Annotated in this window: 18 protein-coding genes; 10 read left to right on the top strand and 8 right to left on the bottom strand. The window is 71.4% G+C overall.

What is annotated here, in order from left to right:
• Positions 1-264: 264 nt before the first annotated feature.
• The 4 genes from OG948_RS45380 to OG948_RS45395 all read left to right on the top strand — a co-directional run bounded on the left by OG948_RS45380 (position 265) and on the right by OG948_RS45395 (position 5152).
• The gene (locus OG948_RS45380) at positions 265-1218 is read left to right on the top strand and encodes a metal-dependent hydrolase (protein ID WP_331770863.1); all 954 of its coding nucleotides are present in this window, start codon (positions 265-267) and stop codon (positions 1216-1218) included.
• A gap of 61 nt (positions 1219-1279) precedes the next feature.
• A complete protein-coding gene (locus tag OG948_RS45385) occupies positions 1280-2416 on the top strand; it encodes a PDR/VanB family oxidoreductase (RefSeq protein WP_331770864.1) in 1137 nt (378 codons plus the stop codon).
• A gap of 58 nt (positions 2417-2474) precedes the next feature.
• Positions 2475-3350, top strand: coding sequence for a M24 family metallopeptidase (locus tag OG948_RS45390; RefSeq protein WP_331770865.1), 876 nt, complete (start codon positions 2475-2477; stop codon positions 3348-3350).
• A complete protein-coding gene (locus tag OG948_RS45395; RefSeq protein ID WP_331770866.1) occupies positions 3347-5152 on the top strand; it encodes an SDR family oxidoreductase in 1806 nt (601 codons plus the stop codon). The genes OG948_RS45390 and OG948_RS45395 overlap by 4 nt, the downstream gene beginning before the upstream one ends.
• A gap of 84 nt (positions 5153-5236) precedes the next feature.
• Here OG948_RS45395 and OG948_RS45400 read toward each other — a convergent pair whose 3' ends face one another.
• Positions 5237-6499 (bottom strand): Cmx/CmrA family chloramphenicol efflux MFS transporter, encoded by a 1263-nt coding sequence (locus tag OG948_RS45400; RefSeq protein ID WP_331770867.1) that lies wholly within the window; start codon positions 6497-6499, stop codon positions 5237-5239.
• Positions 6500-6937: 438 nt separating this feature from the next.
• Here OG948_RS45400 and argF point away from each other — a divergent pair, with 438 nt between their 5' ends.
• Positions 6938-7921, top strand: a complete 984-nt coding sequence (gene argF, locus OG948_RS45405) for an ornithine carbamoyltransferase (protein WP_331770868.1) — start codon at positions 6938-6940, stop codon at positions 7919-7921.
• Positions 7922-7998: 77 nt separating this feature from the next.
• Here the strand turns inward: argF and OG948_RS45410 are convergent, their stop codons facing one another.
• Positions 7999-8838 (bottom strand): alpha/beta hydrolase, encoded by an 840-nt coding sequence (locus OG948_RS45410; protein ID WP_331770869.1) that lies wholly within the window; start codon positions 8836-8838, stop codon positions 7999-8001.
• A gap of 338 nt (positions 8839-9176) precedes the next feature.
• Here OG948_RS45410 and OG948_RS45415 point away from each other — a divergent pair, with 338 nt between their 5' ends.
• Both OG948_RS45415 and OG948_RS45420 read left to right on the top strand, forming a co-directional pair.
• Complete coding sequence (locus tag OG948_RS45415) at positions 9177-10115, top strand: AraC family transcriptional regulator (protein WP_331770870.1); 939 nt, start codon at positions 9177-9179, stop codon at positions 10113-10115.
• A 76-nt stretch (positions 10116-10191) separates the two neighbouring features.
• Positions 10192-11034, top strand: a complete 843-nt coding sequence (locus OG948_RS45420; RefSeq protein ID WP_331770871.1) for a carbohydrate-binding protein — start codon at positions 10192-10194, stop codon at positions 11032-11034.
• 744 nt (positions 11035-11778) lie between these two features.
• Here OG948_RS45420 and OG948_RS45425 read toward each other — a convergent pair.
• Both OG948_RS45425 and OG948_RS45430 read right to left on the bottom strand, forming a co-directional pair.
• Positions 11779-13896 carry a glycosyl hydrolase family 18 protein gene (locus OG948_RS45425; RefSeq protein WP_331770872.1) on the bottom strand — a complete coding sequence of 706 codons (2118 nt, stop codon included), beginning with the start codon at positions 13894-13896 and terminating at the stop codon, positions 11779-11781.
• Positions 13897-14180: 284 nt separating this feature from the next.
• The gene (locus OG948_RS45430; RefSeq protein ID WP_331770873.1) at positions 14181-15080 is read right to left on the bottom strand and encodes a lytic polysaccharide monooxygenase; all 900 of its coding nucleotides are present in this window, start codon (positions 15078-15080) and stop codon (positions 14181-14183) included.
• An 813-nt stretch (positions 15081-15893) separates the two neighbouring features.
• Between OG948_RS45430 and OG948_RS45435 the strand changes: the two genes are divergently transcribed.
• Entirely contained in the window at positions 15894-17444 is a 1551-nt protein-coding gene (locus OG948_RS45435) for a cellulose binding domain-containing protein (RefSeq protein WP_331770874.1), read from the top strand.
• 332 nt (positions 17445-17776) lie between these two features.
• Here OG948_RS45435 and OG948_RS45440 read toward each other — a convergent pair whose 3' ends face one another.
• Positions 17777-18985: an alpha/beta hydrolase gene (locus tag OG948_RS45440; RefSeq protein ID WP_331770875.1), complete on the bottom strand. Its 1209-nt coding sequence runs from the start codon at positions 18983-18985 to the stop codon at positions 17777-17779.
• 352 nt (positions 18986-19337) lie between these two features.
• Here OG948_RS45440 and OG948_RS45445 point away from each other — a divergent pair, with 352 nt between their 5' ends.
• Both OG948_RS45445 and OG948_RS45450 read left to right on the top strand, forming a co-directional pair.
• Positions 19338-19826, top strand: coding sequence for an SRPBCC family protein (locus OG948_RS45445; protein WP_331770876.1), 489 nt, complete (start codon positions 19338-19340; stop codon positions 19824-19826).
• A 58-nt stretch (positions 19827-19884) separates the two neighbouring features.
• A complete protein-coding gene (locus OG948_RS45450; RefSeq protein ID WP_331770877.1) occupies positions 19885-21549 on the top strand; it encodes a long-chain fatty acid--CoA ligase in 1665 nt (554 codons plus the stop codon).
• A gap of 181 nt (positions 21550-21730) precedes the next feature.
• Here OG948_RS45450 and OG948_RS45455 read toward each other — a convergent pair whose 3' ends face one another.
• From OG948_RS45455 to OG948_RS45465, 3 genes are all read right to left on the bottom strand, one after another.
• The gene (locus tag OG948_RS45455) at positions 21731-23662 is read right to left on the bottom strand and encodes a LamG-like jellyroll fold domain-containing protein (RefSeq protein ID WP_331770878.1); all 1932 of its coding nucleotides are present in this window, start codon (positions 23660-23662) and stop codon (positions 21731-21733) included.
• A gap of 418 nt (positions 23663-24080) precedes the next feature.
• Complete coding sequence (locus tag OG948_RS45460; protein ID WP_406300628.1) at positions 24081-24827, bottom strand: alpha/beta fold hydrolase; 747 nt, start codon at positions 24825-24827, stop codon at positions 24081-24083.
• Between the two features lie 155 nt (positions 24828-24982).
• Entirely contained in the window at positions 24983-25675 is a 693-nt protein-coding gene (locus OG948_RS45465; protein WP_331770880.1) for an alpha/beta hydrolase, read from the bottom strand.
• Positions 25676-25934: the final 259 nt, after the last annotated feature.

The raw sequence follows: 25934 nt of genomic DNA on the forward strand, positions 1-25934 counted from the left end.
CCTCGCCGGAGTCGGGGAACTCCGTCCCGAACGGCCCTCGGTCGCGTGCCTCTTCATCGATCGTGCCGCCGCTCGCCCTCATCACCGACGTACGCGCCCGACCGGCCGCGTACCCGCGGACAGGCCCGCCACCGACATCGCGCCCAAGCCCTTCGACGCACCCCCGCAGCGCGGGCCGCAGTGCCGTCCGAGCAAGGTATTGACTTTTATTCAACACTCCCTACTGTGAGGTAACAAGAATCCTTCCGACGAAGGAGCACCGCCATGTCCTCGGTTCCACCCGCCGCGACGGTCCCGCGGATCGCCCGGCGCTCGACCCGAACTCTGGCGCAGGGACCGGTCGTTCGCGCCGACGAACACCGCGACCTGGCGCTCGACCCGCGCGACGTGCACTTCGACTGGTCGCGTCTTCCGATGCACTGGGTGCCGCAGGAGCCCATGGCCACGCACACGATGAACGTGCTGCACCTGCTGCTCCCCGAGGGTGAGCGCTGGTTCGTGCGCACCTTCCGGGAGGCGCTGCCGCTGATCACCGACGAGCGGCTGCGCGAGGACGTGATCGGCTTCATCGGCCAGGAGTCCGTGCACGCCGAGGCACACCAGGGCGTGCTGGACCTGCTGCTCGCCAAGGGCCTGGACCCGACGCCGTTCGTGCGCCAGGTCGAGTGGCTCTTCCACCGGGTGCTCGGCGGCCGGGACGACCCGACCGGCGCGGCCGGCCGGGAGAACCTGATCGAACGCGTGGCGATCGTCGCCGCGATCGAGCACTTCACCGCGTTCCTGGGCGACTGGGTCCTCAACGCGCCCGGCCTGGACCGGGCCGAGGTGGACCCGATGATGCTCGACCTGCTGCGCTGGCACGGCGCCGAGGAGGTCGAACACCGCAGCGTCGCCTACGACTTGCTGGTCCACCTGGACCCGAGCTACCTGCGCCGGATGCGCACGATGGCGGTCACCGGACCGGTGCTGACCTGGCTGTGGGTGCGCGGTGTGCGGTTCCTGATGCTCACCGATCCCGAACTGGAGGGTCGCGCCAAACCGACCTGGCGTGCGTACGTACAGGCGTCGCGTCGGGGGCTGTTGCCCGGACTGACCGGGGCCGCACGGTCCGCCGCGCGCTACGTCAAGCCGCGCTACCACCCCACCCAGGAGGGCTCGACCGGCCAGGCCGTCGCTTACCTGGCCCGCTCGCCCGCCGCCCGCGCCGCCGCCCGGTGAGCGCGCACCCGCCCACCGTCCGGCCCGGATACCGAGGATGCCGAGGATGCCGAGGATGCCGATGAGTCCGTCCACGCCGCCGACTTCGATATCCGGCGGGCCGAGCACCGCGCCGCCGGACCTGTACGGGCGCGAGCGCGCCGACCGGATGATGCGCGTGCTGACCGTGCTCGGCCGGCTGCACACCGACGCGGTCGCGCACCGCGGCCGGCGGCGGGCCCGATCCGGCGCGCCCCACCCCCCGACCCGGCGGGCGGGAATGCTCGAACTCGTGGTCCGCGAGCGGGTCGTCGAGGCGCGGGAGGTGATCTCGCTGCGGCTGACCGCACCGGCCGGCGGCCGGCTGCCCGAGTGGCAGCCCGGCGCCCACCTGCTCCTGGAACTGCCCTCCGGACGCCGCCGCCACTACTCGCTGTGCGGCGACCCCCAGGACCGCTACACGTACCGGATCGCGATCCGCCGACTGCCCGACGGCGGTGGCGGATCGGTGGAGATGCACGACGCGTTGCCGGTGGGCGCGACCCTGCGCACGGTCGGTCCGCGCAACGCGTTCCCCTTCGCCGCCGAACCCGCCGTGCTGTTCCTGGCCGGCGGCATCGGCATCACCCCGATCCTGCCGATGGTGCGTCAGGCCGCGCGGGCCGGCCTGGACTGGCGGCTGATCCATCTCGGCCGCACCCGCGCCTCGCTGCCGTTCGGCGCCGAGCTGGGCGAACTGGGCGGCTCGGGCGGGCGGTTCGAGGTGCGTGCGGACGACGAGGCGGGCCCGCCCGACTGCGCCGAGCTGGTGGGTCGAGCGCCCGCCGGGACCGCGGTGTACTGCTGCGGGCCGGCGCCCATGCTGGCCGGCGTCCGCGCCGCCGTCGACGTCGGCCAGGGCGGCGGCGGCCTGCACTTCGAGCGCTTCGCGCCCGCCCCGGTGGTCGACGGGCGACCCTTCGAACTGCGCCTGCGGCGCGCTGGGATCGATCTGGCCGTGCCCGCCGATCGCCCCGCCCTGGACGTGCTGCGCGAGGCCCTGCCGCAGACCGCCTACTCGTGCCGGCAGGGGTTTTGCGGTGTGTGCCGGGTGCGCGTACTGGCGGGCGAGGTCGACCACCGCGATCTGCGCCTGACCGACGACGAGCGGGCGGCCGGCGCGATGTTGGTGTGCGTGTCGCGCGCCGCGGAGGGCGAGCGGCTGGTCCTGGACCTGTGAGCGACCGCGCGGGCGGGCGTCCGCGGCCGCCATCCCAACCCCCACGAAGGCGGAGGACATGAGCACACGGCTACAGGTTCCGGCGGCGCGACCGCCCCGAGGGATCCCGGCGTTCGCGTTCGACGAGGTCGATCTGGATCGTTTCCGCGACGTTCAGCGACTGGCCTACCGCTGCGCCGAGCGCGTCGCCGCCTGGATCGAGCCTGGCGTGACGGAGCGTCGGGCCGCCGCTCGGCTGCGCCGCGAACTGGTGGCGGAGGGAGTCCGGGACTTCTTCCACATCCCGTTCGCGTGGTTCGGCGACCGCACCGCCTTCCGGAACTTCCACACCCCGCTTCAGTTCTTCGCCACCGGCCGGGTGCTCACCGAGGGCATGCCGTACGTGCTGGACTGCGCGCCGATCGTGGACGGGTACACCGCCGACATCGGCTACGCCGGCAAGGTCGGCGAGAACGCGGTGTGGGATCGCCTGGTCCTCGACCTCGGCGCGTACCGCGACCTGATCCTGCGCGAGGTCAGGGCGGGCAAGCCGCTCGACGACGTGTACCGCGCGGTGGACGCGCTGATCCTCGAACACGGCTACGACAACCGGCATCGGGTCTATCCCGGCCGGGTGATCGGCCATCGGGTCACCCGGGTGACCCTGCGCCGGCCGGTCGGGGTGAACGCCCTGGGCTTCGGCGTGCGCACGCTGCGCACCCTGGGCCGGGAACTGATCGGCGAGCGCCTGCACGGGCGTTCGCCGCTGTGGGCGGACGGACGGGCGTCCCGGCACGCGCCGACGCCGGGACTGTGGGCGGTGGAGCCGCACATCGCGTTGCGTGCGGTGGGCGCCAAATTCGAGGAGTTGCTGGTGGTCACCGACGACGACGCGTACTGGCTGGACGAGGACGTGCCGCACGTGCACCGGGTGCGTGCGGCGGGTGGGCGATGACGGCGCCGCCCGCGACCGACCCGAAGCGCGTGGACGTGGTCGTGGACCTGCGCACCCGCACGGTGGTCTCCGCCGGGGTTTCCCTGGCGGTGTACGAACAGGGCCCGCAGGACCGCCCGTTGGTGCTGCTGGTGCACGGCTATCCGGACACCCATCGGGTCTGGGACGACGTCGCCGCCGACCTGGAGCGCGATCACCGGGTGGTCCGCTACGACGTGCGCGGCGCGGGAGCCTCCGGCGCGCCCAAGAGTCGGTACGACTACCGGCTCGAACAACTGGCGGCCGACCTCTTCGCGGTCTTGGCGGCCGTCGCCCCGGATCGGCCGGCGCACGTACTGGCCCACGACTGGGGCTCGATCCAGGCCTGGGAGGCGGTCACCGATCGGGCGGGCCCGCGCCGGATCGCCTCGTACACCTCGATCTCCGGGCCGTGTCTGGACCACGTTGGGCACTGGGCGCGCACCCGGTTCGCCCGGCCCACTCCCCGGCATCTGCGGCAACTCGCGGCGCAGTCCGTGCGCTCGTGGTACATCACCGCCTTCCACCTGCCGGTGCTCGCGCCCGCGACCTGGCGGCTGGGACTGGCCGCCCGCTGGGATCGGGTGCTGGCCGGGACGGAGGGGATCCGGCCGCGCGCCGGGCACCCGCAGGCCACGCTGGTCGAGGACGCGGTGCGTGGGATCGCGCTGTACCGCGTCAACATGGTTCCGCGCATGGTGTTGCCGGGCCGCCGGGAAACGACCGTGCCGGTACAACTGGTCACGCTCACCGACGACCGCTACGTCGGGGCCGCCCTGTCCGAGGGCCTGGAACGCTGGGTACCTCGGCTGTGGCGGCGGACCGTCGCCGCGGGCCACTGGTCCGCCCTCCTGGAGAAGGGACCGACCGTGGCCCGCATGACCCGCGAGTTCGTCGAACACATCGAGCACGGCACCGCGACACCGGCGTTGGACCTGGCCCGGCGGCGCGAACGCCCACCCGGCAGGGACCCGTTCGCGGGGCGGCTCGCGCTGGTCACCGGCGCGGGTGGTGGGATCGGGCGGGCCACCGCGGTCGCGTTCGCCGAACAGGGCGCGGATGTGGTGGTGTGCGACCTGGATCTGCCCGCCGCCGAGCGCACGGCCGAACTGGCCCGGCTGTACGGGCGGGCGGCGCACGCGTATCGGGTGGATGTGGCCGACGGCGCGGCGATGGACACGTTCGCCGCCGAGGTCGTGCACGCGCACGGCGTCCCGGACATCGTGGTCAACAACGCGGGCGTGGGTCACTCGGGCACGTTCCTGGCCACGACGAACGCCGAATGGAAGCGTGTGCTCGACGTCAACCTGTGGGGCGTGATCCACGGCTGCCGGGCGTTCGGCACGCTGCTGGCCGAGCGCGGCGAGGGCGGGCACATCGTCAACCTCGCGTCGGCGGCGGCGTATACGCCGGCCAAGATGCTGGCGGCCTACGCGACGAGCAAGGCCGCGGTGGCGATGTTGTCCGACTGCCTGCGGGCCGAACTCGCCGGTTCGGGCGTGCGGGTGAGCACGATCTGTCCCGGCATCGTGAACACCGGGATCACCCGCAGCACCACCTTCTCCGGCGTGGACGACACCGAACAGGACGCGCGTCGGGAACGGTTCTCCAGGTTGTACGCGCGGCGGAACTACCCGCCGGAGAAGGTCGCCGACCAGATCGTGCGGGCGATCCGACGGCGGCGGGCGGTGGTGCCGGTGACGCCGGAGGCGAAGGCGGGCCGGTTGCTGAGTCGGGTGTCGCCGGCGGCGATGCGGGTGCTGGCGCGGGTCGGGATGGGCTGACGACTCCGGACCGACGGCTGCGATGCCGGTCGGGTGGGTGGGTCGACCCGCCCGACCGGCGTCGTGGAGTGGGAACCGTGGGAACTACCGGACGCGTCCGCGGGGCTCGGGCGCTTGAGTCTCCTCGGTCTCCTCAGGCTCCTCAGGCACCTGGGGCGTCTCGGGCATCCGAATCGCGTCGGGCGCCTGGGTCGCCGCGCTCGCCCGGGTCGCCCGATACGTCAGCCCCGCCACCGCAAGGGCCGTGACCATCAGCATCGCGCTCACCCACACCGGCGCGCGGTAGCCGAACCCGGCGTCGATGGCCAGGCCGCCGAGCCAGGGTCCGAGGGCGCCACCCACGTTGAAGGCGGCGGTGGCGCCCGCTCCGGCCAGTGCCGAGGTCTCCGGGGCGAGTCGAAGCACCCTGGAAATCAGGGCCGTTCCGGTGCCGAACGCGAGCATCCCCTGCACCGGGACGAGCACGAGCACCCCGACCGGATGAGCGGCCGTCGCCGCGAGGAGGGCCCATCCCAGCGCGAGCGCCGCCATCCCGGCCGTGACCAGCGTGTTCGGCCGCGCGTCGACAACGCGGCCCGCGACGGTGACGCCGATGAACGAGCCCACCCCGAACAGCGCGAGCGTGAGCGGCACCCAGCCGTCGCCGAGCCCGGCGACGTCGGTGACCAGCGCTTCGAGGTAGGAGAACGTACCGAACGTCGCGCCCTGCACGAGCGCGCTCAGCAGCAGCGTGATCAGCAGCGGCGGCGTGGCCAGGGCCCGCAGTTCGCGGCGCGCGCCGACCGGGGCATCCGCCCGGACCGGCCGGTTCGGCACCGTGCGCGCGATCGCGAACACGGCCGGCAGTGACACCAGGGCCACCGCCCAGAATGCCGAGCGCCACCCCCACCACGCGCCCAGCAACGCACCGGCGGGCACGCCCGCCACACACGCGAGGGTGACCCCGCCGACCACCACGGACGTGGCCCGGGCGCGACGTTCGGGCCCGGCCAGGTCGATCGCGGTCACCAGGGCGACCGCCCAGAACCCGGCGTTGGCGAGTGCGCCGATCACCCGGGTGGCCAGCAGGACCGGGTGGTTCGGGGCGAGCGCGCCGACCACGTGCACGGCGATGAACACGCCCAGGAACGACAACAGCGCGCGTCGGCGGGGCCAGGTGCGGCTCAGCAGCGCCATCGCGGGCGCGCCGATCACCATCCCGATCGCGAACGCCGAGGTCAGCAGCCCGGCGGTGGGAATGGACACGTGCAGGTCGGTGGCGATGCCCGAGAGCAGGCCGGAGAGCATGAACTCCGAGGTGCCCTGGGCGAAGACCGCGAGCCCGAGCACGTAGACAGCGAATGGCATGACGAAACCCCATGGACGTCCGAGGGATCCGATCCGGATCCGATTGGGCAGGGGTGGGCCGCGTCCGCGCGTGCGTACGACACCGGCGTGCTTGAACGGGTGTCGCAACGGCGGCGCGCGGGAGCCCACACTTCGCTGCTCCGGCGACTCGGGTGGCGGTCATGCCCGCGGGCGGGTCCGAGCACGCCCTCGGCTCGCTGCTGCGGCCGGGCGGCTCAGTTCATCGACACGTTCGACAGGAGGTCGGCCACCGCTTCACCGGCGGCCGTCGTCTGTCCGACTCGGGGCTGGACACGATCGGGAAGCTACCAGTCGGACCCGCCCGGCCTCCACCGGTTTCCGGGCGGAAACAGATGCCGCACCGACGCGCCATGGTGCATGATGATGCCGAGTAAGGCATATTCATTCATCATCGAGTCGTCGAATCGAGGTCGACCCATGGGGTATTCCACCCTCAAAGGCCGCAACCTGCTCTCCCTGCGCGACGTCGGAGCGGACGAGATCACCGAGTTGCTCGACCGGGCGGCGGACACCAAGGAGCGGGCCGCGCACGGCGAACGTGTCCCGGTCCTGGCCGGTCGCAACATCGCGCTGATCTTCCTCAAGCCCTCGTGCCGCACCCGGATCTCGTTCGTGGTCGCCGCGACCCAGTCCGGCGCGCATCCGGAGCTCTTCGGCCGCGAGGACATCCGGTTCGGCGTCAAGGAGTCCGTCCGCGACATCGCCCGGGTGTTCGGTCGGGTCTTCGACGGGGTGATGTTCCGCGGCTTCGAACACGCGACGATCGCCGAGTTCGCGCGTCACGCGGGCGTACCGGTGTGGAACGGCCTGTGCGACTCGTACCATCCCACCCAGGTCCTCGCCGACCTGCTCACCCTGCGCGAGAACTTCGGTCGTCTGGAGGGCCTGCCCGTCACCTACGTCGGCGACGGCCGCAACAACGTGGCGTACACGCTGGCCATCGCCGCCGCCAAACTCGGTCTGGACCTGCGCGTCCTGGCCCCCGAACCGCTGCACCCGAACCCCGGATCCATCGCCGAACTGCTCGCCGAGGCCGAGTCCCCGCACGCCGCGATCACCGTCACCGCGTCGCCCGACCGGGCCCTGGCCGACTCGGCGGCCGTCTACGGCGACGTGTGGGTGTCCATGGGCGAGGAGGCACACACCCGCGAACGCGTCGACCTGCTCCGGGACTTGAAGGTCACCCCCGACCTGATGGCCGGCACCGGCCGCGCGGACACCATCTACCTGCACTGCCTTCCGGCCTTCCACGACCTCGACACCGAGACCGCCCGCGCCCACCCGGACATCCTCGAGGTGGACGACGAGGTCTTCGAAGGGCCCCGAAGCCGTGTCTTCGAGCAATCCGAGAACCGGATGCACACCGCGAAGGCCCTGATGCAACTCACCATCGCGGGCTGACCGAAGGCGCTCGCGCGCACGCCCCGGTGCGGACGGCTCGGTGCCCGGCGCGCGACGCTTCGGCGCGCGGCACATCGCTATCCCAGGAACGTCGCCGTGGTCCGGGCGAAACGGTCGGCGTCGTCGAGCCAGGGGAAGTGGCCGGCCCCGGACTGGACCACGAGTTCGGCGTGCGGGAACAACGCGGCGAACTCCCCCATCACGCGCGGCGGGCCGGAGATGTCGACCTCGCCGGCGAGCAGGAGGACCGGCGCCTCGAGGCGGGCCAGCGCCGCACGGGTGGCGGCCGGGTCGAAGGCGCCATCCGCCCCGAACACAGCCGCCGCCTCGTCGTTGCGCTGGGTGTCCTCGGCCGCGCGATGCGCCCGGGCCCGCTCGTCCCAGATGCCGTAGGCGAACGGTGCGATGGCGCCCCACGTATCCGCCGTGGCCCGGCCGGCCACGATCGCCTCCAGGGCCGCGAACGCCTGCGGGAACCACGGCTCGTCCCGGCGCAGCCGCGCGGTTTCGGTCCGGTCTCTCGCGGCGATGGCGAGCCCGACGCCCATCACGCTGGGCGTGACCAGCACGAGCCGGCCCACCCGTTCGGGGTGCCGACTCACGTACCGTCCGGCCAGGTTCGTGCCCGCCGAGTGCGCGAGCAGGTCCATCCGCGCCAGGCCCAGGTGCTCACGCAGCGCCTCGACGTCCTCGACGAGCCGGTCGCAGCGGTACGAGGAGGTGTCCTGCGGCTTCGCCGACTCGCCGGTCCCGCGCAGGTCGAGCATGATCAACCGGCGGTGCGCGGCCAGGCCGCCCAGGTCGCCGAGGTAGGCGGAGGCCTGCATGGGCCCGCCGGGCAGACACACCAGGGGCGCGCCGTCCCCCGACACGTGGTACGCGAGCGGGGTCCCGTCGTGCGCGGAGAAGGTAGGCATGGCCACGACCCTGCCGGCCGCCCGCCCCCCGGGCAATCGACGTCCCGCCCGCCCGCTCGCCCGCCGCCTCGCCCGCTCGCGCGGCGGCCCACGAGGGCGGCCGTGTTTGCCAGTTCGTGACGGACGGTGCGAAGTCGCCCACAGCGGGTATCGAACGCTCTAACCTGGCCGCTGAACGAGCGCCGGCCGCATCGACCGGAACCACAGGGGGCCGACATGGCATGGTATTCGCGCAGCTACGACAGGCCGGAAGGGCCCGACGAGCCACCCGGGCCGAGCCGACGGCACAGGCCCGGCGAACGATTGGACCGACCGGACGAACGCGTCGGGGTGAGCCGATGAGTTCGCCGACCCAGCTTCGTCCGGCGGTCCCCCTGCACCGGCTGGACGTCCCCGCGCCGAGCATCCTGCCGTTCGCGATCGGCTCGTTCGACACGATCGGGCCGATGTCGCGCGCCGACTTCCCCCATCGACACACCTTCTACGAGATCGTCTTCGTGACCGGCGGCCGCGGCACCCACGTGATCGACCTGGTGCCGCGCACGGTCACCCCACCGCACCTGTTCTTCGTCGCCCCGGGCCAGGTGCACTTCTGGCACCGAATGCAGGAACTCACCGGCTGGGTCGTCCTGTTCAACGACGACTTCCTGCTCGCCCACCCCGAGGACCGGGACACGGTGCGCGACCTGGCCGGGCACCCGAGGCTGCGTCCCACGCCCGAGGCGGCGCCGGGGCTGGCCGGGGTGGTGGCCGAGATGCGGCGCGAATACGCCGAGCAGGGCGAGGGGTTCATCCCGATCCTGCAGGCGTACCTGCACGTGCTGATCCTGCGCGCGGCACGACTCGCGGCCCGAAACGGCCCGGATGTCGACCCCGATCCCGATCCGGGCCCCACCGCCGTCATCGCCCAGCGCTTCACCCGGCTGCTGGACGGGCCGGTGGACCTGGACCCCCTCGATCGCACGGTCGGCGCGTACGCCGCCCAACTGGGGGTGTCGGTGGGCCACCTCAACCACGCGGTGAAGAGCACCACCGGGCGCACCCCCGGCCAGATCATCCGCCAGACCCAGGTGGTGGAGGCCAAACGGCTGCTCGCGGGCAGTGATCTGACGGTTCGCCAGGTCGCTGATCGGGTGGGATTCGCGGACCCCGCGTACTTCTGCCGATTCTTCCGCAGGGAGACCGGAAGCACCCCCGGGGAGTATCGCCGGGACATCAACGCGAAGCACCACGAGGGCCGTGCTTTGTCCATCGACGCACCCGACCGGCGCGCATAGGTTCAGACCAATCGCGAGTGGGCGGATCGATTCCTCGACCCTGCCCGCCCGTCCCCCTCGCCGAGGAGAGGTCGCCGTGGACACCGACAACACCGATCAGGACGAGCCCGTCAGGCGCGGCATCACCCGCAAGAACCTGCTCAAGGCGGCCCTGGTGGCCGCCCCCCTCCCGCTGCTCATCGGCGGTGTGCCCGCGCTGGCCAGGTCGCAGCGCGAGTCGGGCACGCTGGAACCCACCCCCTTCTGCCACGACGGCGACGAGCCGACGATCGCGCAGACCGAGGGCCCGTACTTCAAGCCCAACTCACCGCTGCGCTCGGTGCTCACCACCCCCAACACCCCGGGTGTACCGCTCACCGTCTCCGGATACGTGTTCGGCCGGCAATGTCAGCCACTGGCGAACGTACTGCTCGACTTCTGGCAGGCGGACACCAACGGCAACTACGACAACGTCGGATTCACCTTCCGGGGCCACCAGTTCACCAACGCCCAAGGGGCGTACTCGCTGACCACGATCGTGCCGGGCCTGTACCCCGGCCGCACCCGGCACCTGCATATGAAGGTCCAGGCGCCCAACCGCGGCATCCTCACCACGCAGACGTACTTCCCGGGTGAGCCGCGCAACAACACCGACACCATCTTCGACCCCCGACTGCTGATGACGGTGCGTACGGTGGGCAACGGCAGGGAGGCGTCCTTCGACTTCGTGCTGAACGTGAACGGCGTGCCGCCGACCACCCAACCGCCGACGAGCGAGCCGCCCACCAACCCGCCGGGCGGCACCTGGCGCGTGGGCACCAACTACGCGGCCGGCAGCACGGCGAGCTACAGCGGCCAGAACTACCGCTGCCTGCAGGGCCACACCGCACAACCGGGCTGGGAGCCGCCCAACGTGCCGGCTCTTTGGCAGCGGGTCTGATCGACACCCTCGGGGGGAGGCGAGTCGATCACGGGCCCCGGCGGCGCCACCCGCCGGGGCCCTGGGCATGTCCGGCGCCGGGCGCCGGGCCGCCGACAGCGGCCCGGCGGCACAGGTCGGCCGGTGGCGAGCAGACCGGTGGGGTCGGCCGACGTCGAGCAGACGGGCGGCGTTCAGCCGGGTTGAGCAGACGGGTGTCGTAGCGCTCCTCGACCATCTCCGAGCGCAGCCACCTCCGCAGGTCACCGCAGGCCGGACAGGCTGCGCAACTACTCCCGACCGAAAGGGAGTTCATGGGTCGAGTCTCCACCGGCGACACCACCACCGCCTCGGCGCCGCCCCCACCGGCCCGCGACGAACCGCACACGGGGATTGCCGTGATGCGCTCCATGGTGCCGCCCTCATCGGCCAACCGCAGGGCCAAGCCCGCCAGTCGGCCCGGACCCAGGGTGCCCGGACCCAGGGCGCCCGGCCGCACCGGCGCGGCCACCCGGAACGCCCCCGCGTCCGGCGACCGCAACGTGCGTGTCGTGCCGGTGCTGCCCGCGGGTACCGCCCGAACACACCGACGTCGAGCCGACCCGGGCGCGCCGGGACCTTCCACCGCCCTCACGCCGACGACCGGCCGCCGGCTCACGGTGGGGTCGCGAGCCGGCGACCGGGGTTCATGGGCGATCGACGGGGCGTGCGCGCCGGCCCCGCGGACCCGATCGGATCCGCGGGGCCCGCTCCGGCGAACCGGACTCAGGTGATCGCGAAGTCGTCGCCGTAGACCGATCCCTGCGCGTACCAGCCGTGCAGGTAGACGGTCACCGAGCCGGACGCGCCGACGGTGAACGGCACCGTCAGCTTGGTCCACGCCGCTCCGGGCGAGGCCCACGTACTGCCGCTCGCGCCGCCGCTGACGCCCAGGTACACGTAGTTCCCGCGGACCCAACCGGTGAGCGTGTGCGTCGAGTTCGGGGCGAGTTGCAGCGTCTGCCGGCATTCCCCGGTCTGCGCCGGGCCGGCCGCCGCCTCGATGGCGTGGCTGCCGCCGTGCGCGACGGTGGTGACCACCGCGCCACCCGGCTGGCAGGTCCAGGGACTGAGCGTGCCAGTCTCCAGGTCGGCGTTGAGCAGGCCGCCACCGCTGATGACGGTGACGGTGAGCAGGTAGGTCGCGCTGTGCGTCGCCGAGGGACCCACACCGGTGACGGTCAGCGGGAAGGTGCCCGTTTGCGCGGATGTGGACACGGCGATGCTCAGCGTCGCCGACGAGCCCGCGTTCACCGACGTCGGATTGACCGTCGCGGTGACCCCGGTGGGCACACCGGTCACGGTGAGCGCGACGTTCTGGGGGAGACCCGAGGTGACGCCGGTGTTGACCGCCGCCGTGCCGGTCCCGCCCTGGGGAACGGTGCCGGACGCGGGTGCGACGAGGATGGAGAAGTCGTCGGTGGTCGGCCCGGACGTGACGGTGAGCAGGTAGGTCGCGCTGTGCGTCGCCGAGGGCCCGACTCCGTTGATCGTGAGCGGATAGCTACCCGGCGTCGCGGACGCGGAGGCGGCGATGTTCAACGTCGCCGACCCGCCCGCGGCGACCGAGGTCGGGGTGATCGTGGCGTTGACCCCGGTGGGCGCGCCGGTGACGGTGAGCGCGACGTTCTGCGCGCTGCCGGCCGTGACCGCCGTGTTGATCGTCGCCGAGGTGCTCGCGCCCTTGGCCACCGAACCGGCCCCTGGACTGACCCCGAGCGAGAAGTCGTTGGTGACCGGTCCCCCGCTGGTGAACGGCGCGAATGTGCGGGTGAACTGCCACAGTTCCTGCGGGATCCCGGAGCAGTTGTCGGCCGCCCCGCCACCGGGGCAGTTGCCGTTGTCACGTTGCAGGGCCCACATCGACAGGGTGCTGATGCCCTGCGTCTCGGCCCAGTTGTAGACGGTGACCGCGTCGGCGGTGGTGAAGGTCTCGGCGGGGCCGAAGTCGTCCACGCCGGGCATCACGGTGACGCCTACCATGGCCCACAACTCCGCCTGGGTCTTGGTCGGGTACAACTGCGCGAGTTGGTTCTTCAGGCCGGTCGCCGCGGTCTTGGCGTCCTCGGCCATCTGGTGCGGCTGATTGTCGTAGTAGTCGAAGGTCATGATGTTGACCACGTCGACCTTGGTGCCGTTGGTGACCGCGTTCTGCAGCACGGCCAGGCCGCTGGGGGCCAAGCCCTGCGTCGTGGTCGGCAGGGTGTACTGGATCTGCAACGGCCGTCCGGTGCTCGCGGCCCAGGCCTGCACCTGCTTGAGCGCCTTGTTGCGGCGGTCGATGCCGGCGGTGTTGGTGAGCGAGTTGTCCTCGACGTCGAGGCAGATCCGGGTGAGGTCGTAGGTCGAGATGACGTTCTGTATGGCACTGGCGATCGAGTTGACGTTGGTGCAGCTGTCCGAGATCTCGGTACCGGTGTTGCCCGCGGTGTAGCCGCCGAACGATGGGATGACGTCACCACCGGCCGCGCGGATCGTGGCGATGTCCGCGCCGAACGTGGACTGTGCGATCGGCATCCCGGTGTCGCCGTTCCAGTACGGCGTGCAGGATCCCCGGCTCGGGGTCTGGATGAAGGCCATGGTCAGGTACTTGGCACCGGACTGGGCGGACAGCGTCGCCGGGCTCTCGCCGGTCCACGCCTCGAAGTACGGCGCGAACACGCGGGCGGGCATCGGGGTGCCGAGGGCCCGCTGCGCGGCGGCGGGCGTCGCGGTGGCGGTGGCGGTCGTGGTGGTCACCGGTGCGGCGGGCGCGGCGCCGCCTGCGGACAGCACGAGGCCCAGCGACGCGGCTGCGGTGGTCAGCACGGTCGCCAGGGCGCGAAGCGGGTGTGGTCGTCTCATCGGTGCTCCCGTTTTCGAAGGGACGGGAAGGGACGGTGCCGGGTGGGACGGGACGGTGATGCGGGGCGGCGGATCCGAGACGGGGTGTGGTGGTGCGATGCGGCGTGCGCGGGTGCGGCGTCCACGGCGCGCGGGGCGCGGTGCACGGGATGGGGCGGGGTGCGTGGGGCGATGGGGTCGGGGGGAGTTGGCCCACCTCCGGCCCGGCGGCGGCCGTCGGGTTGGTCGGGCCCGTCGGCTTCGTCCGGACCGGAGGTGGCATCTGTGGGGCGTCGGCGCGTGGTTCAGCGCCGCGCGTGGGCCTCCCGGCGCCGGTTGGTGAGCACCATGACGCCGCCGCCGAGGATGATCAGCGCGCCCGCTCCCGCCGCGCCGACGCCGGCCGAGCGCGGGACGCCGGCGGGGCCGTTGTCCGGCACGGCCGCGGCGACCGGGGCCTCGTGGATGGTCTGGTGGTTGTGCCCGGCAGGCTCGATGTACGGCGCGCCGGTCTCGTGCGCGAGCGGCGCGGTGGCCGCGTTCACCCGCGCGGCGGCGGGCGCGGCGCCGAAGACGACGTCCGAGCACGAGTAGAACGCCTCGGGACTGTCGGTCCGTTGGTAGACGACGTAGATCAGATGGCGACCGGTCTTGCCGGTGGGCATCCGCCCGTTCATCACGAACGACCCGTTGTCCAGAGGCGGGTTGGTCTGGGTCAGGAACGGAGTGGGCTCCAGGTCCGACCACTTCAGCGGCACGGTGGGGTCGTAGCCGTCCCGAGTCACGTAGAACTCGAAGGTGCCCCGGTGCGGGGAGGTGGCCCGGAACAGGAAGTTGAACGTGCTGCCCTCGGCGACGGCGGTCGCCGGCCAGTCGGCGCGCGCCTGGTCGAAGCCCTTGTACTTGTCCCGCCCGGCACTGCACAACTTGCCGTCGGGGATCACTTGACGATGCCGGCCGGCAACGTCCGCGAGGTTGACCTCGTTCCAGTCGTACACGGCCTGCGTGCCGCCGATCGAGACCGCGGCCTTGCACGCGGCGGACGTGGGATTCTCCGGGTTCTCGGCACGACATGTGCCGGTGCGGCTGAGCGGATTGCTCAGCGTGCCGTGTGCCTGGGCCGTGCCGGTGGAGAGCGCGGCGATCGTCAGGGGCGCCAGACAGCAGGTCGCGGCGAATGCCGCCACCTTGCGGCGAGACTTCATGAAGCCCTCCGGATAAGGGAGTTGCCGAAAACGGGGACGTGCGGGAGGCCTCGTACGGGAGCCCTCGGATGGGGCGGATCGGCGCGGATGGGACGGTCGGCGCGGATGGGTGGATCGACGCGGGTGGGGTGGGTCGGCACGGGTGGGACGGGGATCCGCGACGGATCCCGGTGTTCCGGCATACGGGTGCCGCCGCCTGCGGTCCGGGGGGACAGGTATAGACCAATGGCGTGGCGGTACTCAGAGTCGCCGTGCTCGACCGGTCGCGCAAGAGCGCGGAGCCGGTCTTTCCGAGGGGATCGGGCCGTGAGGGCTTCATCAGTCCCCAACCGAGGCGTCGCGAACTCCCTCGAAAACTCGGGTTGGCCTGCATCGCTCTATATCTGACACACCGTCAGATGTGTCGTCATTGTGGCGAGGAAAAATTTCCCGCGCTCGGGAGTCGCCTTGCCAATACTTGCCGGGCGACTCGAAAAAGTGCCCGCGCACCTATGGACGGGGACAGGGTTGGTATAGACCATTGTCCGTGCAAGGAGGCAGCGACAGCCCACCGTCCGGCCGCGAGCGGTGGCGCACGCCAACCGGCGGCGCGCGCCCGGCATGTCCCACCTCCGCGTCCCACACCCCACGTCTCTCGTCCCCCGACTCGTGTCCCCCGACTCGCGTCCCAAGACGTGTCCAGGAGCCGGCTCGATGATCCCTGTGTTCCGCGCACGACACCGCAACTCGCCTTCCCCCAAACCCCGTTCGTCTCGAACGGGGCATCCCCGCCGCACCCGACGCGGGTGGCGCGCACTCGCCCGGGTGCCGGCCGTGACCGTTGCCGCACCGATCGCGCTGGTGGTCCTGCCCACCGGTGCCGCCCACGCCGCGACTCCCGAGGCGACCTTCGCCAAGGCGTCCGACTGGGGTTCCGGCTTCACCGGGCAATACACGATCCGCAACCAGGGCACCGGCACGCTCACCGGGTGGCGGGTCGAGTTCGACCTGCCCGCCGGTACCACCGTCGGTTCGTACTGGGACGCCCTCAAGACCGGATCCGGCAACCATCACGTATTCACCAACCGCGACTACAACGGCACCCTCGCACCCGGTGCCTCGGTCACCTTCGGCTTCCTCGGCACGGGTCCGGGAACTCCCGGCAACTGCACGCTCAACGGCAACCCGTGCGTGGGACCGGCCGTACCCGACACCACCCCACCCGGCACACCGACCGACCTTCGCGTGTCCACCGCCGGCCCGTCCGCGCCGGCCCTGGCCTGGACCCCGTCCACCGACAACGACCGGGTCGCGGGCTACGACGTGTACGTCGCGGGCGTGGCGACCACGACCACGGCCACGCCGGGCGTGACCCTGTCCGGACTGACTCCCGGCACCGACTACCCGATCAAGGTCCGCGCGAAGGACGCATCGGGCAACGTGTCCCCGTTCACGCCCGAGCTGATCGCCCGCACCACGACGGGAGGCGGCGATCCGCCGCCGGGATCGGTGCGCAGCGTCCCCTACATCGACATCACCGCACCCACCCCCACCCTGACCGACGTGGCCGCGGCCACCGGCCAGAAGTCGTTCACACCGGCCTTCGTACTGGGCAGCAACAGCGGCTGCGACCCCAAGTGGGGCGGCACGATCGCGCTCGACGAACCGCGCATCCTCAACCAGATCGCCGCGCTTCGCGCCCAGGGCGGTGACGTCGTGGTCGCCTTCGGCGGAGCGGCCGGCCCGTACCTGGAGGCGTCCTGCGGCAGCGTCGACACGCTCGCCGCCGCCTACACGAAGGTGATCGACACGCTCGGCGTCAAACACCTCGACATCGACATCGAGGCGTCCATCCCGATCGGCACCATGAACAAGGCACTGGCCAAGGTGCAGCGCGACCGACCGGCCACCACCGTCAGCTTCACCCTGATGATCCAGGGCGACGACTACGGCCTCACCCCGGCGCTGAGCATCGACCTGCTCAAGAACGCGCGCGACGAAAGGGTTCGGGTGGACGTCGTGAACGCGATGACCATGGAGTTCGGTACCTCGCGCCCGGTCTGGGGCGATGCGGTGATCGCCGCGGCCGAATCGACGCTGCGTCAGATGAAGGAGATCCGGCCCACCAAGTCCGACGCCGAACTCAAGGGCATGCTCGCGGTGACCCCGATGATCGGCCGCAACTTCAACGGCAAGATCTTCGTCCAGTCGGACGCGACCAAGCTGGTCACCTGGGCGAACACCAACCACATCGGCCGGCTGGCGTTCTGGTCGGTGGGTCGCGACAACGGCTCCTGCCCCGGTGGCGGTGTCTCGCCCACGTGCAGCAGCATCAGCCAGTCGCCATACGAATTCACCAACCTCTTCGAGAACTTCACCGGCTGACCCCGACGACCTCGCATCGGTCGACCCCCTTTCGGCCGGTGCCTCCCGAGCCCGGCGGCGCCCACGCGGCGCCGCCGGGCCACACTCCTTTCGGGGCGGGCGGATCGTCCTCGGGGCCGGGGGCGGGCCCGGGTTACCCGGGGTTTACTCGGTCCGAAGGCGGCCGGTTCCAAGGTGATCGGGGGCCCGACGGCGATTCGTGCGGAGGCGACCGGTTCCAAGGCGATCGGTCGAGCGGAGATTGGTCCGACGGGGATCGGCCCGACGGGGATTGGCTCGACGGAAATCGGCCCGACGGGGATTGGTTCGACGGAGATTGGCTCGAAGGCCCGTCACGGGTTCTGGAATCGCACTTCCGGATCGGCCGACGTGGGGCCCGTCAGCCGGGGCTGGGGAACGCACTTCAGGTGGAGTTCGAAGAACGCCCCGACGTAGGCGCGGGTCAGGTCCAACCCGCGACCGCCGGTGAGGGTGGTGGGCGGTGACGGGGTTCCGGGCGGAGCGAGTTCGTCGAGGAAGACCGGGAAGTCGGTGAAGCTGTAGTGGTTCGTGCCGGCCACGGTCAACCACCGCTTCCAGCCGTCGAATCGACCCCATGCCTCGTCCCAACTTCGGTCCGTACCACCGGGACGGTGCGTGTCGTCGTCCGTGCCTAGCATCAGGAACGGCCGTCCGTGCAGGCCCTCTTCGGGTACGGCCGAGTGGAAGGCGCCGTCGATGTTCAACCCCGCCCGAATGCGCGGATCGATCGCCATCGCCGCCGCCGCGCTCGCGCCGCCGATCGAATGGCCGACCATGCCGATCCGGCTGCGGTCGATCAGGGCGGCGTACCGCCAGGCCGGGCGTGATCCGGTGAGCCGATCCAGCACGAAGGACACGTCCTTGGCCCGGCCCGCCGTCACCGCCGCGAGATCCGCCTCGGTACGCACCTTCTCGCATGCCACACACGTGAGCATCCGCCCACCGGGAAAGGCCGAGCCCACGGACTCGTAGGCGTGGTCGACGGCGGCCACCACGTACCCCCGACTCGCGAGTTCCTCGGCCAGGCCGGTGAGCGTGTAGGCCGAGACACCGAATCCCGGGGACAGCACCACCAGCGGAAACCGGCCACGCGCGGGCCGCGCGTCGACCGCGACGTCGATCCCGGTGGCGCTCAGCGTCTCGGCCGGGAGGACGCCACCCAGCCCCCGATCCGCCACGAGCAACCGGGCCTCCTCGAGGGTGGCGTAGCGCGCGGGCGTACCGGTGCCGGGCCGGGCCGGATGGAACATGCCGACCATCAGTTCACGCGCTTCGGCCTCCGGCACCCATGGGTCGCGCCGGGATCGGTCGACGAGGTGGAGGGTTTCCCGGCCGACCGAATGAGAGCCGGTGGGACGGGGCAGCGAGGTGCGCGGGCCGGCGGTGGAGCCGACGGACACCTGCGTCGTGGTGGTGGCGGAGGCGGGCGATGCCGCTGTTGCGGGCAGGGCCAAGGCGAGTGCCAGGGAGAGGGCGAGAGCGAATGGTGCGGCCCTCCGGCGTGGTGGGGATCCGGTCATGGTCCGATCCTGGAGCCCTCGAATGCTCGCGCACATCGGCCGACCGGTGCACCGCCGCAGGCGATCCGGATACATCCCACGGGGGCACACGACCCTCTCGCGGACGACGACGATGGCCGCGACCCGTTCGGCCCAACCGAGCACGAGCCGCCCACTCCCGGTGGGCGGCGGGTGTCGTCCGCACGCCGCCGATCGGCCGACCGGCCCACCTCCGGGTGGTTCGGCACGCTCCTACGGCGTGGCGCGCGCCCGGTACCGGACGACCGGGCCGAACCGTCGGATAGTTGGACGAAGGCGATCCCCGGGCATCGGTCGCCCCGTGAGCGATGCCGCCCCACTTGGGAGAAACCCCGTGTCCGACACGCAGTTCACCTATGTCCTGTACATCCGCACCACCCCCGAGGTGTTGTGGCACGCGCTGACCGACCGGACCGAGATCAGTCGCTACTTCGACGGCTCGGGACCGGAGTCCGACTGGCAGGTCGGCTCGCCGGTCCGCTGGTCGATGGCGCCCCGGATGGCTCCCCGCGACGCCGGCCAGGTGGTCCTGACGGCCGAACCGCCGGTCCGACTGGCCTACACCTGGCACAACTACGAGCCCGAGATCGGCGAGATGTTCGGCTGGAGCCCGGAACAACTGGCCGAGTACCGCCGGGAGCCGATCTCCCGGGTCTCCTTCGACCTGGTACCGCTCGGCGAGGTGGTCGCGCTCCGCGTCCTGCACGACGGCTTCGCGGCCGAATCCGAGATGCTCAAGAGCGTTCGCGAGGGCTGGCCGATGATCCTCTCCAACCTCAAGACACTCCTGGAAACCGGCGAACCGCTGCGCTTCGGCGCGTAACCGCGGCCGGGTGATGGTCGCAGAGAAGGCCGGAGGCCAGGGAAAGGAGCACCGTCGGATGACCTCTCTGTCCCTCGCCGCGATCCTCGCCGAGGCGGCCCGGCGCAGGCCCGATCACATCGCACTGGTCGAGGGCGACCTGCGGATCGGCTTCGCCGACCTGTGGCACCAGGCCCGGGTGCAGGCCGCCACACTGATCCGGATCGGGGTGCGGCCCGGTGACCGAGTCGCACTGATGGCGCCAAACACCGCCGAATTCCCCCGCGCCTACTACGCGATCCTGGCCACCGGGGCCGTGGTCGTCCCGGTCCATCTCCTGCTCACCTCGGACGAGACCGCGTACGTGCTGCGCGACAGCGGCGCGAAGTTGCTGCTGTGCCACGACAGGCACCGCGCGGTCGGCGAACGGGCGGCCCGCGCAACCGGGGTGCGGATGCTCACGATCGGGCGGTCGGAGGAGGCGGGCGAACCCGTCCCGAACGACATGGGGATCGCGGCGGCCGAGGGGGTCGCGGGAGCCGAGGGGGTCAAGGTCGCGGGGGCCGAGGAGGTGGGGATCGCGGGGGTCGAGGGGCCCGCGGAAGTCGCCGTCGCTCCCGAGCGGTTGGAGGAACTGGGCGACGCGGTCGAGCCGATGGTCGGGTATGCCACCCGCGCCCCGGAGGACCCGGCCGTCGTGTTCTACACGAGCGGCACCACCGGCGCGCCCAAAGGCGCCGTGCTCAGCCACCTGAACCTGGTCATGAACGCGACCGTCAGCGCATTCGACGCGAACCACGCTCTCCCGGACGACATCGCGCTCGGCGCGCTGCCGCTGTTCCACGCGTTCGGCCAGACGGTGAGCATGAACTCGACCTGGCGGGTGGGCGCGACCCTGGTCCTGCTGCCGCGCTTCGACCCCGTGACGGCGATCGCGCTGATGGTGGCCGAGGGCGTCAACACCTTCCACGGCGTACCGACGATGTACATCTCACTGGTCGAAGCCGCCCGCACCGCACCGGCGTTGCCCGAGCTGCGCCTGTGTCTGTCCGGCGGGGCGTCGCTGCCCGCAACGGTGTTGGAACGGTTCCAGGCGGCGTTCGGCGCCGTCGTGTACGAGGGGTACGGCCTGTCCGAGACGTCCCCGACCGCCTCCGTGAACCAGGAGGTCTTCGGCGCCAGGCCCGGCACCGTCGGACACGCGGTGTGGGGCGTCGACGTCGAGATCGCCCGGGCCGAGACCGAGGACGCGATCGAATTGCTGGCGCCGGGCGAGTCGGGCGAGATCGTCGTCCGGGGCCACAACGTCTTCACCGGCTATCTGAATCGCCCCGAGGCCACCGCGGAGGCCCTCGTGGACGGCTGGTTCCGCACCGGGGACCTGGGCATCAAGGATGCCGACGGGTACGTCACGATCATCGACCGCAAGAAGGACATCGTCATCCGAGGCGGCTTCAACGTCTACCCGCGCGAGATCGAGGAGGTGCTGCTCCGCCACCCGGCCATCGCCCAGGCCGCGGTGATCGGCCTGCCGGACCGGCTGCTCGGCGAGGAGATCTGCGCCGTGATCGTCCTCGCCCCGACCACCGACCCGCCCCCGACGGAAGCCGAACTCATCACCTGGGCCCGGGATCGCATGGGCCGCCACAAATATCCGCGCCGCGTCGAGTTCGTCACCGAACTGCCTCTGGGCCCGAGCCACAAGGTACTCAAACGCGAACTGCGAGCACGATTCGGCGGATGAGGGGTGGTGGGGAGTGAGCGTCGCGTCGACGCGACGCTCACTCCCCATCACCCGACCGATCCCGGTGGTTCGATGCCGCGGGTCGGATGGCTCGGGTTGATGGCTCGGATCGATGGCTGGGATCGATGGCTTCGATCGATAACTGGGAGCCACGCCTCGGAGCCACGTCGTGGATCGCCGGTTACCGGGCGATCATGAACGCGTCCGGCCGCAGCGCGCGTTCGACGATCCGCACGTCGCCCACCCAGGCGTTGATGGTCTGGTCGAGCTTGCCGTCGTACGCGTAACCGCCCAGCATCCACGGCAGGTTGAGCGTGGTGAGGCCGATCGAGCGGGCCGTCGGGTTGCGCACCACCGGGCAACCGTCGACGTACATCGTGGTCTGCCGCGCGTCGTTGACCACGGCGACGTGCCACCACGTGTCCAGTGCCAGCTCGTGGCCCCAGTTGGTCGCCGACCCATCGCTGTTCAACGGGTAGACGCACCACTGGAGTTCACGGCCGCCGGACAGACTCAGCGTGACCACCGGCTCCTGCGGATCGCCGTTGGGCTTGCGGGCCTCGCCGCTCATGCCCCAGCGGCTCAGCAGCGCCGACCAGGCGTCGCGGCCCCCGTCCCAGTCGGCGGGCAGCTTGAAGAACGCCTCGATCGTGTAGCCGGAGCGGAACGTCGCGGTGTTCAGCGGGGCTCCGGCGGCGGTCTGGAGGTGACCGCCCCGCAGCGGGGACTTGCCGCCGGCCAGCCGGATGCTGCCGTGCCCGGGCTGATCGGGGTGGTACTGGTGGGACCAGCTGACGGCACCCGCCGCGGCTCCCGGCGCCGGCACCAGGGTCAGGTCGTTGCCGCGCCCGGACAGGTCCGCGAAACGCTGCGCACCGGGGATCGGCGCACCGTCCTGGTGCGCGCCGTCGAAACGCCAGTAGGCGACCGTGCCGGGCACCACCATGCGCTGGGCCGGTCGGGCCGGGCGCTGGGGTACCGGAGCGAACCGCGCGAAGCGCTTCTCGAAGTCGATCGGTACCGAGAAGTAGTCCTGCGGTCCGGTCAACTCCATCTCTTGGCGCTCGAGTTCGTTGAGCCCGCGGTTGCTGCGGCCGAGGATCCACGGGGAGAGCGTCTCGACGTCGATCGTGTCGCGATCGAGGTCGAAGTGGTAGAGCCGGATCATCGCGGCGCCGCCGAAGTAGCGGTTCTGGTAGTTGGTGATGTGCAGGTGCACCTCACCTCCGGCGTCGTTGCGCTGCGTAGTGCGACCGGCCGGCCAGTAGTGGCCGTTGAGCGTGAGGAAGATCTGATCGCTGCTCTTGATCAGGTCGTTCCACAACTGCCTGCCGTGCTCGGAGAATTCCGCCTCCTGGCCCGGCCGGTCGGCCGAGACCAGTTCGTGGGTGGTCAGGATCACCGGCGTGTGCGCGTGCTCCGCCATCACCTTCTTCGCCCACGCGATGCCGGCCGGCGAGGGCCGCCAGTCCAACGCGAGAACGAGCCATTCCCGGCCCCCCGCCTGGAACAGGTGGTAGGTGTTGTATCCGTCCGGGGTCGCTCCGCCGAAGGAACGCTTGCCGCGGAAGCGCTGCGGGCCGAACGTGTCCAGGTACGGCGACCGACCGCGCCGGTCGTCGGTGTTGGAGTCGATGTCGTGGTTGCCGGCCATCACGCTGTACGCGACGCCCTTGCGGTCCAACAGCTCGAACGCCCGGCCGATCCCGTCGAACTCGGCCTTGCGGCCGTTCTGCGTGAGGTCGCCCAGGTGCGACATGAAGACGATGTTGTCGTCGCGGGCGTGCTCCAGGATGTACCGGAAGGACGCCTCGATCGGGGCGGTCGTGATGCTCGCCTCGTCGAACATGTACTGCGTGTCGGGCATCACCACCAGCGTGAACCGTCGACTGTCCCGATCCGGACGCCAGTCCGGCAGGTGCTGCGCGTCCACCGCCCCCGCGGCGGCGGCTTCGTCGTCGGCTGCCGCGGCCGCGGCCGGCGAGATACCCACCGCACCCACCACGGCGGCGCCGGCACCGGCCAGGGCCGCGGAACGCAGGAACGCCCTACGGGCGGGCCCGGACAACGGTGTGACGGGCTGGGCGCAATCGTCGTCGTGCTGTTGGCACATGGTGGTTCTCCGGCGCTGGCGGTTGGGGGGCATGCGCACGGTATTGGATGGAAAACCCATGTGGATCATCCGTATCGCCAACAACGGACGTCGACCGTGTGAATTCGGCGCCGTGGTGGCAGGGGGCGGTGTTCCGGCCGATGGTGGGGGCTCGGCGCTGTGCTGTGCTGTTTCGGATGACGGCGGGGGTTGACGGGTGCGGCTGGGCGGCCGGGTGCTCGGGTGCTTGGGCAGTCGGGTGCTTGGGCACTCAAACGCTCGGGCAGCCGGACGCTCGGGCACTCGGCGAAAGTGACGGGAACGAGTACGGGTGCGGGTCGTGGGCCCGAGTGCGGCGGGTGGCGGGCCGCGTGCGGGTGGCCGGCGTCCGGTGGCCGGCGTGCGGGTGTGCGTACCCGGGTCGCGCGGATGTCCGGGGTCAGTGCGGGTGGCGCTCTTCGCGCGGAGGGGTGCGCAGGAAGGTCTGGACCACCTCGGTGAAGGCGTCCGGCTCGACGGCGTGGATCAGGTGGCCGGCCGGGATGGTCACCACTCGGGCATCGGGAAGGCGACGGGGCCACTCGGTGATGCGCTCGTGCGGGATGTGGCTGGTCGAACCGCCGGCCACGGCAAGGGTGGGGGCGGTGATCCGGCCCAGGCGGTCCCACCACTGCGGGTCGGGGCTGTCGATCTGCTTGCGGACGGCGACGACCATGTCCCAGTCGAAGCCGAGTTCGCCTTCGGGTCGGTTCGGCGGCACGGCCTCGCGGGGCAGCGGGACGGGTACGTCTTCCAGGACCAACCGGCCCACCCGATCCGGGTGTTCCTGCGCGAAGAGATAGGCCACGATGCCGCCCATCGAGTGCCCGATCAGGTCCACCCGCTCCAGACCGAGCGCGTCCAGGAAACCGACCAGGTCGTCCCGCATGAGTTCGAGCGAGTAGTCGCCCGGCCAGTCGCTGCGACCGTGCCCACGCAGGTCGACCGCGTACACCCGCCATTGTTCGGCCAGGGCCTCGGCTGTCCGGGCCCAGTCCCGCGCGTCCTCGCCGAGCGCGTGCAACAGCACCAGCGGTGGGGCCTGCGGCTCACCCCACACGTCGTACACCAGGCGGATCCCGCTCACCTCGACCACCCGCGACACACCACCGGACGCACCGCTCGACACACCACTCGATCGCCCCATATCGGGACCATATCGATGGCACGCACGTCGGCGAATCGAGTTCGCTCCGGGCCGAACCGGCGCCGGCGCGCCTCCCGCGTGGTACGCCCGCTCGCCCGGGGCGATCGGGCGTCGGCGTACCGCACGGGAGGTCGGCCCGCTCCGCCGGGAGTGGGTCAGATCCAGCCGTCGAGCGACTTCAGGAACGCGTCGAAGTCGTCGCGGTGGATGCAGTGCGCGACGTCGTCCACCACACGCACCTCGAAGCCGTTCGCGCGCAGCTCCTCATTGAGCTCGGGCGTCATGATGAAGCTGTTCGCCGCGGACTGGACCAGACTCGGCACCACCGGCGCGGCGGGGACGTACTTCCCGTCGAAGCCACCGAGCTCGGCCAGGAAGCTCAGGTCGAACTTGCGGAAGCCCTCGAGCTCGGCCCGTACGTCCGCCTCGGACCACCTCGGGTTCATCGCACGAATACTCTCCGGGGAGGCGTCGGCCACCATCACCCGCATCCCCTCGTAGGCCCCGGCGGGCACGGTGGCAAGCCGAAAGCCCGGGTCGGAGTACACGGCCTTCCGCGGCAGCAACCGCTCGACGGCCAACGACAGCGCGAGCGCGCCGAGCGAATGCCCGATGGCCACATCTGCGCCCACGGGCAGGCTCTCGGCAAGGTCGTCGGCCATCAACTCCGGCCTGTACTCGCCTCGCTCACTCAGCCCGTGCCCCCGCAGGTCGGGCGCGTACACCCGATACCCCCGCGCCACGAGCACATCCTCCAACGCGTGCCACGTCCCGTGATCCGACATCCCCCCATGCACAAGAAGCGCAACCTTGTCCCCGTCCCCACGCTCATGAACATGCAACTTCACAACGACCCCTTTCCCGCCGACCCACCCGACCGACCCGACTCATTAGCTGACACGATTCAGCACCCATCGAGATGCTACTCCACCCCCACCCGAACAACCAGACACCCCAACCAGGCCCCCAACCCAACAGCGGCGCGGCACGAGGTACGCCCGGGCACGGGCGGCAACGAGCCCGACGGCGAAGAACCCGGAACCGCACAGGGCGGCAGTGTGCGGTCGACGGCGGGTGCCGGTGCCGGAATGCCCCGGCGCGGAAGGC

Source organism: Embleya sp. NBC_00888 (genome assembly GCF_045207655.1).
In the GTDB taxonomy this organism is placed as follows: Bacteria; Actinomycetota; Actinomycetes; order Streptomycetales; family Streptomycetaceae; genus Embleya.

What these genes read in the sequence shown, in the direction of transcription:
- OG948_RS45425 (WP_331770872.1), bottom strand. Translation starts at nt 13,896, where the DNA reads ATGAGACGACCACACCCGCTTCGCGCCCTGGCGACCGTGCTGACCACC.
- OG948_RS45395 (WP_331770866.1), top strand. Translation starts at nt 3,347, where the DNA reads ATGACGGCGCCGCCCGCGACCGACCCGAAGCGCGTGGACGTGGTCGTG.
- OG948_RS45455 (WP_331770878.1), bottom strand. Translation starts at nt 23,662, where the DNA reads ATGTGCCAACAGCACGACGACGATTGCGCCCAGCCCGTCACACCGTTG.
- OG948_RS45430 (WP_331770873.1), bottom strand. Translation starts at nt 15,080, where the DNA reads ATGAAGTCTCGCCGCAAGGTGGCGGCATTCGCCGCGACCTGCTGTCTG.
- argF (WP_331770868.1), top strand. Translation starts at nt 6,938, where the DNA reads ATGGGGTATTCCACCCTCAAAGGCCGCAACCTGCTCTCCCTGCGCGAC.
- OG948_RS45380 (WP_331770863.1), top strand. Translation starts at nt 265, where the DNA reads ATGTCCTCGGTTCCACCCGCCGCGACGGTCCCGCGGATCGCCCGGCGC.
- OG948_RS45400 (WP_331770867.1), bottom strand. Translation starts at nt 6,499, where the DNA reads ATGCCATTCGCTGTCTACGTGCTCGGGCTCGCGGTCTTCGCCCAGGGC.
- OG948_RS45390 (WP_331770865.1), top strand. Translation starts at nt 2,475, where the DNA reads ATGAGCACACGGCTACAGGTTCCGGCGGCGCGACCGCCCCGAGGGATC.
- OG948_RS45450 (WP_331770877.1), top strand. Translation starts at nt 19,885, where the DNA reads ATGACCTCTCTGTCCCTCGCCGCGATCCTCGCCGAGGCGGCCCGGCGC.
- OG948_RS45385 (WP_331770864.1), top strand. Translation starts at nt 1,280, where the DNA reads ATGAGTCCGTCCACGCCGCCGACTTCGATATCCGGCGGGCCGAGCACC.
- OG948_RS45415 (WP_331770870.1), top strand. Translation starts at nt 9,177, where the DNA reads ATGAGTTCGCCGACCCAGCTTCGTCCGGCGGTCCCCCTGCACCGGCTG.
- OG948_RS45440 (WP_331770875.1), bottom strand. Translation starts at nt 18,985, where the DNA reads ATGACCGGATCCCCACCACGCCGGAGGGCCGCACCATTCGCTCTCGCC.
- OG948_RS45460 (WP_406300628.1), bottom strand. Translation starts at nt 24,827, where the DNA reads ATGGGGCGATCGAGTGGTGTGTCGAGCGGTGCGTCCGGTGGTGTGTCG.
- OG948_RS45410 (WP_331770869.1), bottom strand. Translation starts at nt 8,838, where the DNA reads ATGCCTACCTTCTCCGCGCACGACGGGACCCCGCTCGCGTACCACGTG.